Origin of the sequence: Methylobacterium sp. E-041 (genome assembly GCF_022829665.1) — a bacterium.
Lineage (GTDB): Bacteria > Pseudomonadota > Alphaproteobacteria > Rhizobiales > Beijerinckiaceae > Methylobacterium.
This window is the reverse complement of record NZ_JAKSYQ010000029.1, coordinates 51,160-59,082: the sequence shown is the minus strand read 5'-3', so window position 1 is coordinate 59,082 and position 7,923 is coordinate 51,160. Positions and strand designations below refer to the sequence as shown.

General features: G+C 72.3%; 7 protein-coding genes. 2 read left to right on the top strand and 5 right to left on the bottom strand.

The genetic code is table 11. The features are described from left to right. Nucleotides 1-106: 106 nt before the first annotated feature. The 4 genes from glmM to ybgF all read right to left on the bottom strand — a co-directional run bounded on the left by glmM (nt 107) and on the right by ybgF (nt 5,790). Nucleotides 107-1,447, bottom strand: coding sequence for a phosphoglucosamine mutase (gene glmM / locus MKK70_RS01780; RefSeq protein WP_147728677.1), 1,341 nt, complete (start codon nt 1,445-1,447; stop codon nt 107-109). A 228-nt stretch (nt 1,448-1,675) separates the two neighbouring features. Next, nucleotides 1,676-3,598 carry an ATP-dependent zinc metalloprotease FtsH gene (gene ftsH, locus MKK70_RS01775; RefSeq protein ID WP_147728678.1) on the bottom strand — a complete coding sequence of 641 codons (1,923 nt, stop codon included), beginning with the start codon at nt 3,596-3,598 and terminating at the stop codon, nt 1,676-1,678. 3 nt (nt 3,599-3,601) lie between these two features. Next, nucleotides 3,602-4,804 (bottom strand): tRNA lysidine(34) synthetase TilS, encoded by a 1,203-nt coding sequence (gene tilS, locus MKK70_RS01770; protein ID WP_243945555.1) that lies wholly within the window; start codon nt 4,802-4,804, stop codon nt 3,602-3,604. Continuing rightward, entirely contained in the window at nt 4,801-5,790 is a 990-nt protein-coding gene (ybgF, locus tag MKK70_RS01765; RefSeq protein ID WP_243945553.1) for a tol-pal system protein YbgF, read from the bottom strand. The genes tilS and ybgF overlap by 4 nt, the downstream gene beginning before the upstream one ends. Before the next feature lie 188 nt (nt 5,791-5,978). Here ybgF and MKK70_RS30785 point away from each other — a divergent pair, with 188 nt between their 5' ends. Beyond that, nucleotides 5,979-6,677: an SRPBCC domain-containing protein gene (locus tag MKK70_RS30785; protein ID WP_313899067.1), complete on the top strand. Its 699-nt coding sequence runs from the start codon at nt 5,979-5,981 to the stop codon at nt 6,675-6,677. On the opposite strand, the gene pal is transcribed toward MKK70_RS30785, so the two are convergent. After that, complete coding sequence (gene pal, locus MKK70_RS01755; RefSeq protein ID WP_147729567.1) at nt 6,578-7,093, bottom strand: peptidoglycan-associated lipoprotein Pal; 516 nt, start codon at nt 7,091-7,093, stop codon at nt 6,578-6,580. The genes MKK70_RS30785 and pal overlap by 100 nt on opposite strands. A gap of 422 nt (nt 7,094-7,515) precedes the next feature. Here pal and MKK70_RS01750 point away from each other — a divergent pair, with 422 nt between their 5' ends. Further along, the gene (locus MKK70_RS01750; RefSeq protein WP_147729566.1) at nt 7,516-7,911 is read left to right on the top strand and encodes a response regulator; all 396 of its coding nucleotides are present in this window, start codon (nt 7,516-7,518) and stop codon (nt 7,909-7,911) included. Nucleotides 7,912-7,923: the final 12 nt, after the last annotated feature.

Below are 7,923 nucleotides of genomic sequence, written 5' to 3'. Positions count from 1 at the left end.
ACGTTCATTCTCAGATCGGCTCAAGAAGCGTGTCGTCGCCGCAGCCCATCTTCCCCCCCCCCCCCGCGGGGGGGGAGGGAAGACGGGATCGCTCAGGCCGAAACGCTCACGCCGCGGCGCGGGTCACCGCGTCGACGACCGCGTCGACGACGTCGTTGACGAGGCCGCGGTCGTCGCCCTCGGCCATGACGCGGATGACCGGCTCGGTGCCGGACGGGCGGATGACGAGGCGGCCGGCGTTGCCCAGGCGCTCGCGGGCGTGCTCGATCGCGGTGACGACGCTGTCGGCGCGCAGCGGCTCGCCGGAGCGATAGCGCACGTTCTTCAGGATCTGCGGCAGCGGGTCGAAGCAGTGGCAGACCTCGCTCACCGGCCGCGCGCTGCGCTGGACCACGCTCAGGACCTGCAGCGCGGCCACCAGCCCGTCGCCGGTGGTGGCGTAGTCCGACATGATGATGTGGCCGGACTGCTCGCCGCCGAGGTTGTAGCCGTGCTCGCGCATGTGCTCGAGCACGTAGCGGTCGCCCACCGCCGTGCGGGCGAGCGAGAGGCCGATCCCGCCGAGGTAGCGCTCCAGCCCGAGGTTGGACATGATCGTGGCCACGATCCCCGGCTGGGTCAGGAGGTCGTCCTCCTTCCACGAGCGGGCGACGACGGCCATGAGCTGGTCGCCGTCGACGACCTGCCCCTTCTCGTCGACGATCAGCACCCGGTCGGCGTCGCCGTCGAGCGCGATGCCGATGTCGGCGCGCAGCTCGCGGACCTTGCCGACCAGGGCGGCGGGCGCGGTCGAGCCGACGTCGCGGTTGATGTTGAAGCCGTCCGGCTCGACGCCGATGGCGATGACCTCGGCGCCGAGCTCCCACAGGGTCTCGGGGGCGACGCGGTAGGCGGCGCCGTTGGCGCAGTCGACCACGATGCGCAGGCCGTCCAGCGTCACGTTGCGCGGCAGCGAGCGCTTGGCGAACTCGATGTAGCGGGCATGCACGCTCTCGATGCGCTTGGCCCGGCCGAGCGACATGGAGCCGGCGAGCCGGGTGTGCAGCTCGCCGTCGATCAGCGCCTCGATCTCGCGCTCGATCGCGTCGTTCAGCTTGAACCCGTCCGGCCCGAACAGCTTGATGCCGTTGTCCTCGAACGGGTTGTGCGAGGCGGAGATCATCACGCCGATGTCGGCGCGCATCGAGCGGGTGAGCATCGCCACCGCCGGCGTCGGCATCGGCCCGAGCTGCAGCACGTCCATGCCGACCGAGGTGAAGCCGGCGATGAGCGCGGTCTCGATCATGTAGCCCGACAGGCGGGTGTCCTTGCCGATGACGACGCGGTGGCGATGGTCGCCGCGCTGGAACACCAGGCCCGCCGCTTGGCCGACCTTCAGCGCCAGCTCCGGCGTGATCACCCCGTTGGCCCGGCCGCGAATGCCGTCGGTGCCGAAATACTTTCTCACGAAACTCTCCGTCCCATCGGGCACGCGACGTTGCGGGCAACCTATCATCGATCGCACGGCACGCGCGGATCGCGTCCCGTTACGGTGAATCGACGCCGCCTCTTCTCTCCCCCGCAGAGGGGGAGGGAAGACCCGCGCTGCGTCTCCCATGCCTGTCCGTCTCGGATGCTGGACATACGAAAAAGGGCGCCGTCGTAGCGCCCTTCCCGTTCGTCGGTGGTGAGGCTCTCAGCCCTGCGGCTGCGGCTCGAGGCCGCCGTCGCTCTCCTTCGGGCGGCCGCGGCCGGCCGACGGGACCGAGGAGCCGCGGGCCGGCGTCGGCGGCACGTCGCCGCCGTCGCGGACCGGGGGACGGCCCTTCAGCAGGTTCTTGATCTCGTCGCCGGACAGCGTCTCGTACTCGAGCAGCCCCTGCGCCAGCGCCTCGAGGTCGTCCTTCCTGTCGGCGAGGATGCGGCGGGCCTCCTCAAGGCCGGTCTCGACCAGGCGGCGGACCTCCGCGTCGATCTTCTGGGCGGTCGACTCGGACACCGTCTGCTGGCGGCCCATCGACATGCCGAGGAAGACCTCGTCGTTGTTGTCGCCGTAGGCGACGGTGCCGAGCTCAGGCGAGAAGCCCCAGCGCGTGACCATCATCTTGGCGAGCCGCGTCGCCTGCTCGATGTCGGACTGGGCGCCCGACGTCACCTTGTCCGGGCCGAAGGTCATCTCCTCGGCGATGCGGCCGCCCATCATGATCGCCAGCCGCGAGGTCATCTGCTCGAACGACATCGACAGCTTGTCGCGCTCGGGCAACTGCATGACCATGCCCAAAGCCCGGCCGCGCGGGATGATCGTCGCCTTGTGGACGGGATCGGTGGCCGGGACGTTGAAGGCGACGATGGCGTGGCCGCCCTCGTGGTAGGCGGTGAGCCGCTTCTCGTCCTCGGTCATGACGAGGGTGCGCCGCTCGGCGCCCATCATCACTTTGTCCTTGGCGTCCTCGAACTCGTGCATCGTGACGATGCGCTTGCCGCGGCGCGCGGCCAGCAGCGCCGACTCGTTGACGAGGTTCATCAGGTCGGCGCCCGAGAAGCCGGGGGTGCCGCGGGCGATGACCTTGAGGTCGACGTCCGGCGCCAGCGGCACCTTGCGGACGTGGACGCGCAGGATGCGCTCGCGGCCGGTCACGTCCGGGTTCGGCACCATGATCTGGCGGTCGAACCGGCCGGGACGCAGCAGCGCAGGGTCGAGCACGTCGGGACGGTTGGTCGCCGCGATGATGATCACGCCCTCGTTGGCCTCGAAGCCGTCCATCTCGACGAGCAGCTGGTTGAGGGTCTGCTCGCGCTCGTCGTTGCCGCCGCCGAGGCCGGCGCCGCGATGGCGGCCGACCGCGTCGATCTCGTCGATGAAGATGATGCAGGGGGCGTTCTTCTTGGCCTGCTCGAACATGTCGCGCACGCGGCTGGCGCCGACGCCGACGAACATCTCGACGAAGTCCGAGCCGGAGATGGTGAAGAACGGCACGTTGGCCTCGCCCGCCACCGCGCGGGCGATCAGGGTCTTGCCGGTGCCGGGGGGGCCGACCAGGAGCACGCCGCGCGGGATGCGCCCGCCGAGCCGCTGGAACTTCTGGGGGTCGCGCAGGAACTCGACGATCTCCTGCAGATCCTCCTTCGCCTCTTCCACGCCGGCGACGTCGTCGAAGCTGACGCGCCCGTGCGCTTCATTGAGGAGCTTGGCCTTCGACTTCCCAAAACCCATGGCGCGGCCGGCACCCGACTGCATCTGCCGGGACAGGAACACCCAGGCGCCGATGAAGACGAGGATCGGCAGCCAGCTCACCAGCAGCTGGATGAACCACGGGGTGTTGTCCGACGGCGGGCGCGCGGTGATCTGCACGCCCTTGCCCGAAAGCTTCGAGACTAGGCCCGGATCGTTCGGCGCGTAGGAGGTGAAGCTGCCGCCGCCGACGTAGGAGCCGGACACGTCCTGGCCCGAGATCACGACGGACTGGATCTTGCCGGCATCGGCGTCGTTGAGAAGCTGGCTGTAGGCGATCTCGCTCCCGCCGCCGCGGTGACCCGGATTCTGGAACAGGGTCACCAGGGCCAGGACGAGGAGGAAGATGACGACCCACAGAGCAAAATTGCGAAAATTCGGGTTCATCGATCAATCCCTGGGGCGTGTGGGCCGGCTGCCCGCCGCTGCGGGTTCGTCCGCGCACGCCAAGCCAATGTAGGCAGAGCCCTCCCCCTTGCCAAGTAAGTCGGGCGCCCCTGCGGCAAGGCCGTCCCCTCGCCTGGGCGGAGCGGGCCGGATCGTCACGCGGCCGGCCGGGTCGGCGGCGACGGCGAGCCCGCGCAGGGTGCGCCGCACCGCGCGCCCCGATCTCAGCGCCGGCAGCAGGTCGACGAGGACCAGCCGCTCCAGCCGCTCCAGCCGCCGCGGCAGCGTGCCGCCGGCCCGGTCGAGGGCGAGGTCGAGGACGCGCAGCGCGACCGCGTCGGGGAGCGCGGCGAGGATTTGGCCGTCGAGACGGAGCGGGACGATCGCCGCAGCACCCCCTCCCCCCACTGCGGGGGGAGGGAGAGGCGCGGCTCCCTCTCCCCCTGGGAGAGGGGACCCGTGCGCGTTCGTTGACACGAGATCTGAATGCACGCTCGCGAAGGCCGCCGCCGCCGCCTCTCCCAAGGCCCCCTCGTCGCGGGCCGCGCGCTCGGCCAGGCGGACGAGGCGATCGACGCTGAGGCCTTCGCGTTCCAGCAATCGGCGCAGGCGCACCCGGCCGTAGCGCTCGTCGGCGTTCGAGGGGTCGCGCGCGAAGCCGACGCCCTGCGCCTCGCACCAGGCCACGAGGTCGGCCTTGGCGATATCGAGGAAGGGCCGCGCCAGCGCCAGCCCGGGCTCGAGCGGGCGCTCCCGCCGCATGCCGGCGAGGCCCGCCGGGCCGCTGCCGGCGATCAGGCGCATCAGCACCGTCTCGGCCTGGTCGTCGCGGGTGTGGCCGGTGAGCACGAGGCGTGCGCCGACCGTGCGCGCATGCGTGGCGAGCAGGCGGTAGCGGGCGGCCCGCGCCTCCGCCTGGATCGCGGCTCTGGGACGGACGCCCTCCCAGGGCAGGGTCGCGTGGGGCAGGCCGAGCGCCGCGGCGGCGCGGGCGACGGCGCGGGCCTCGTCGGCGGATTCGGGGCGCAGGCCGTGGTCCACCGTCGCGACGAAGAGCGCGCCGGCCCGGCACGCGGCGGCGGCGTGCATCAGGGCGGTGGAATCGGGGCCCCCGGAGACGGCGAGCACCACGGGCGCGTCCCCGGCGAGCCAAGGTGCGAGGGCGCGACGGATCCGGTCACCGGGATCGTCGCGCGGGTCGCTCACGCGGTGCAGCGCGCGCGCTTCTGCTCGCGCGCCACGCTCTGGCGCACGTTCGAGCCGGCGGCGGGGAACTTGCGGTCGAGCTCGGCCAGGGTCGCGCAGGCCTGCTCGCGCGCGCCCAGCGCGTTGAGCGAGACGCCGAGCTTCAGCATCGCCTCCGGCGCCTGGGGCGAGCGGGCGTAGTCGGTCGAGACCTTCAGGAACTGCTCGGCCGCCTCGCGGTTGCGGTTGCGCTGCAGGTAGCTCTCGCCGAGCCAGTAGGTCGCGGCCGGGACGTGGCCGTCGCGCGGGTGCGACTGGATGAACTGGCGGAAGGCCATCTCGGCCTGCTCGTAGCGCTTCTCGCGGATGTGGCCGACGGCGGCCTCGTAGTCGCTCGTCGCGTCCCCGCTGCCGGTGGCGGCGACGCTGGCCGGGGCGCGGGCCGGGCTCGGAAGCGCGCCGGTGGTGCCGACGCGGGCGGGCGGCGACAGGTCGACGGGCTCGTCGTAGCCGGGGGCGCCGCGCGCCTCCGCGTCCTCGCCGTCGTCGATCGCCGGCTCCGGCAGGCGCCGGGTCTGGGCCATCGGCGCGGCGGCGGCCGGCGCAGGCGCCGCGGCCGGGGCGGAGGGCTGGGTCGCGCCGAGCTGCATCGGCGCACCGGGGCGGCCGGGGCTCTGCTCGGGGTCGAAGGCGTCGCCGCGCTTCTGCGGGCGGGCGGCGCCCGGATTGCCGCCGTTGACGGCGCCGGCCGGCTCGCGGCTCGGCGCGGGCGCGGCCTTGCCGCCGCCCTTCTCGTTGAGGCGGAACTCGACGTCCTCCTGGAACTTCCGAAGCTGCTCCTTGAGCTGCCGGTTCTCGTATTGCAGCGTCTCGATCTGCCCGGCCATCATCCGGGACTGGTTCTCGATCCGGTTGAGGCGCACGACGAATTCGGAGGCGTCCTGCGCCGCGGCCGGGGCGGCGAGGCTGAGGACGGCGCAGGAGGCGAGAAGCAGGCGGCGGAGCATGGTGGCACCGGTCGTGACAGGGAGCGCGCAAGGTCGGCGCGAGGCCGGTAGCAGATGCGCTCCAGCACGGCAAAGTTAAGGCGATGCCGGCTCGGGGCCCCTCGAGCCGCACGGCGAGGGCGGGCCTAGGGGGCCGGCCGCATGCGGCGGCGCCCCGGAAGTTGCCGCCACGACCGGCCTGGTGTGAGATGCCCGCCGCGAAGTCCCGAACGGCCGGATGCGAAGCCCCCATGCCGCAGGAACGGATCATCGTGGAAGCGACGGCGCCCGCGCCGGTCGGCGTCGTCCGGGACGCCTACACGATGCCGGATCGGATCACGCAGTGGAATTTCGCGTCCGACGACTGGCATTGTCCGACGGCGACCGTCGACCTTCGGGAAGGCGGCACGTTCACGGCGCGCATGGCGGCGAAGGACGGCAGCCTGGGCTTCGATGTCGCGGGCACCGACACCAGGATCGTCCCGAACGAACGGATCGAATACGCCTTCGGCGACCGTCATGCGGCGGTCGAGTTCACCGCGTTGGGCGACCGGACCGGCGTGACGGTCGCGTTCGATCCCGAGACCGATGTCCCCATCGCGCAGCAGCGCAGCGGCTGGGCCGCCATCCTCGGCAACCTCTGCCGACACGTGGCGAGAGGGCGAGCCGCGCCGGACGCGTCGGCCGGACGCGTCGCGGCGGGTGCCGTCCCCCGCTCGCCCCTGCCCCGATACGCCCGCCCGAGGAGGCCGCGTTGTGGTGGAGGCAGGATGGCGGGGTCGTCGGGCGACGAAGGTCGCGCCTGCGGTCAGCTTCCGGCGCCGCGGTCGAGCACCGTCACGGCGCGGCGGTTCTGCGACCAGCACGAGATGTCGTTGCAGACCGCGACCGGGCGTTCCTTGCCGTAGGAGACGGTGCGCATCCGCCCGGCGGCGATGCCGCGCGAGGCGAGGTAGTCGTTCACCGCCTGGGCGCGGCGGGCACCCAGCGAGAAGTTGTACTCGCGGGTGCCGCGCTCGTCGGCATGGCCCTCGATGAGGAAGCTGTAGCGCGGGTAGCGCTGCAGCCAGGCCGCCTGCTTGTCGAGGGTGCCGGTCGCGGTGGGCGTCAGGTCGGTCGAGTCGGATTCGAAGAACACCCGGTCGCCGACGTTGACGACGAAGTCCTGCGCGCTGCCGGGGGTGGAGGCGCCGCCGCCGAAGGCGGAGGCGTCGGCGAGGTCCTTGTCGCTGCTGCAGGCCGAGACGGCGAGGCCGGCGCAGAGGGCGAAGCTCAGGGAGGCGGCGCGGAAGGTGGCGGCGCGGAAGCGCGCGGATCGGGGCATGTCTGTCACTCCACGAGCGGACGGTGTGCGCCGGCCCGGTCCCGGGTCGCGGCAGGTCGGCGCGTTGATGTCCGCGCGATCAAACGAGATTGGGCTTTAGGCCTGTCGGGTTAAGCGAAGGTTCCATCAAGCTTGACGCCGGGTTTCCAACGGAGCCGGCCCGCCGCCGATGTGTCGTGGCGCACGCAGGACTCGCGGCGCGAGGACCGACGTCGCGGGCCCCGTCAGGCACCCGCATTGCGGCGGCCGCGCGGCCCGGCCTCGCGCAAGCGTCGATTCGACCGGAGCGTTGCGGCGGCGCAACAACGGCGCGTCGCGGGCGAGCCCGCGCGGGCATGCGGGGCCGGGGGCGGCGCGCGTTAGGGAAGCGTTAACGCTCGCGGCCTCCACTGAGGCGAAACCTGCCGACCGGATCCACCCCGATGCATCCCGCCCAGAGCGTGCTCATTGTCGAGGACAGCTACCTGCTCCTCGAGATCGTCGCGTCGCTGTGCGAGACGCAGGGCATCCGCGTCATCGAGGCGTCGAGCGGCGAGGCCGCGCTGACGATCCTGCGCGAGCGCGGCCGCACGATCGACTGGCTGTTCACCGACATCCGCCTGCCCGGCCTGATCGACGGCTGGAGCGTGGCCGAGGCCTTCCGCGCGATGCATCCCGACCGGCCGGTGGTCTACACCTCGACCGCCCCCGGCCTGCCGCCGCGCGCCGTCCGCGGCGGCCTTTACCTGCGCAAGCCGTTCCAGATCCGCGACATCGAGCAGGTGGTGCGGATGATGGCGCAGGGCGTCACCGACGAGCCGCTCCGCGCCGCGATGTGATCGTCGCCCGGT

Bases quoted from the DNA above. Each gene is read 5' to 3' on its own strand.
- ftsH (WP_147728678.1), bottom strand. From the start codon at position 3,598: ATGAACCCGAATTTTCGCAATTTTGCTCTGTGGGTCGTCATCTTCCTC.
- ybgF (WP_243945553.1), bottom strand. From the start codon at position 5,790: ATGCTCCGCCGCCTGCTTCTCGCCTCCTGCGCCGTCCTCAGCCTCGCC.
- pal (WP_147729567.1), bottom strand. From the start codon at position 7,093: ATGCCCCGATCCGCGCGCTTCCGCGCCGCCACCTTCCGCGCCGCCTCC.
- MKK70_RS30785 (WP_313899067.1), top strand. From the start codon at position 5,979: ATGCCCGCCGCGAAGTCCCGAACGGCCGGATGCGAAGCCCCCATGCCG.
- MKK70_RS01750 (WP_147729566.1), top strand. From the start codon at position 7,516: ATGCATCCCGCCCAGAGCGTGCTCATTGTCGAGGACAGCTACCTGCTC.